General features: G+C 61.4%; 1 protein-coding gene. It reads left to right on the top strand.

Annotated elements, in window-relative coordinates:
- The first annotated feature begins 297 nt into the window (after positions 1-297).
- Complete coding sequence (locus tag ACWDU1_RS32495) at positions 298-975, top strand: TRADD-N-associated membrane domain-containing protein (RefSeq protein WP_450004241.1); 678 nt, start codon at positions 298-300, stop codon at positions 973-975.
- Positions 976-1,114 lie beyond the last annotated feature (139 nt).

The raw sequence follows: 1,114 nt of genomic DNA on the forward strand, positions 1-1,114 counted from the left end.
CGCCGCCGCCGCACTACGGCCCGCAGCGGCTGGGCTCCGCACGCTCCGCCCGCCGGCGCGCCGGTGCGTCGGCCACGCGCTACGCCGTCACCACCTGAACCGAGATGGCTAATATTCGATAGCCGAGAAGTGTGGGCACGACGAGAGCCGTACCCGACAGGCCTTCCGCCGCCGCCCACGAGTCGGTCAGCACTTCGCCTGGACGACTGATGTGGTCCCGAGTCCTGAATCCTCGTAACGCCTAGCCGCTTTCGCACGACGTCCTGTTCGATACCGACTAGGACGATAGGCGGGGGTATGACAGATCCGACGAGTGCGATTCTTTTCTTGGTAGCACCTGCGGGAACGCTCATTGGCATTCTAGTTACGGCGTTCTTCGCCAGCCGTAGGTTCAACGTCGGCGCCGACGAGATTGTGCTGTCCGCTCGCGCCGAACGTGAAGACCTTATTCGCCAAGGCGCAACCTCGGCCGCAGAAACAGCGATCGTTTCAAACACGGCCCTGTTCAATCAGTACCACTCTCGCAGCCTGCTGCAAGCTCAGATCAGCTTCTTCTTCTCGCTTGGAGCGGCCTCGGTCGGGTTTGTAATCATTGTTATAGCGCTGTGGACTGTTGGGAGGGGCGGATTCGATCAGGCTGGTGTAGCAGGCGTTCAGCTCTCCGCCGCCCTGATCATCGAGATTGTCGCCGCTCTCTTCTTCCGCCTGTCCAACCAGAGCCGGGCACTGTTGATCAGTTTCTTCGACAAGCTGCGCAAGGACAGGCAGTTTGAAGAGGCACTGACCATGGCCCGCCAACTTCCACCTGAGAGTTCGGTGCGAGATCGGCTTCATGTGGCCGTCGCACTCCACCTCATTGATGCACCAGAGGAAGTGCTTGCGGCCATCTTGAACGGCTCCGAGCCTGCATTGCAGAACCAGGCTGGAAACCTCTCGGTAAGCCACATAGCCGATATGGCGGAGTCTTCGAAATAGGAGCCTCATGGCTGCATCCGCGACCTTCGGTCGCGTGGCCCTACTGGGTGGTGGCCTGCATTGTGTTCCCGCGCCCCTCCACCGTCAAGGGCGCCTACGGCGTCAGCTCCGCTGATGGCTACGCCACCCTTGACCGCGG

Source organism: Nocardia sp. NPDC003345 (genome assembly GCF_053589395.1).

Bases quoted from the DNA above. Each gene is read 5' to 3' on its own strand.
- ACWDU1_RS32495 (WP_450004241.1), top strand. From the start codon at position 298: ATGACAGATCCGACGAGTGCGATTCTTTTCTTGGTAGCACCTGCGGGA.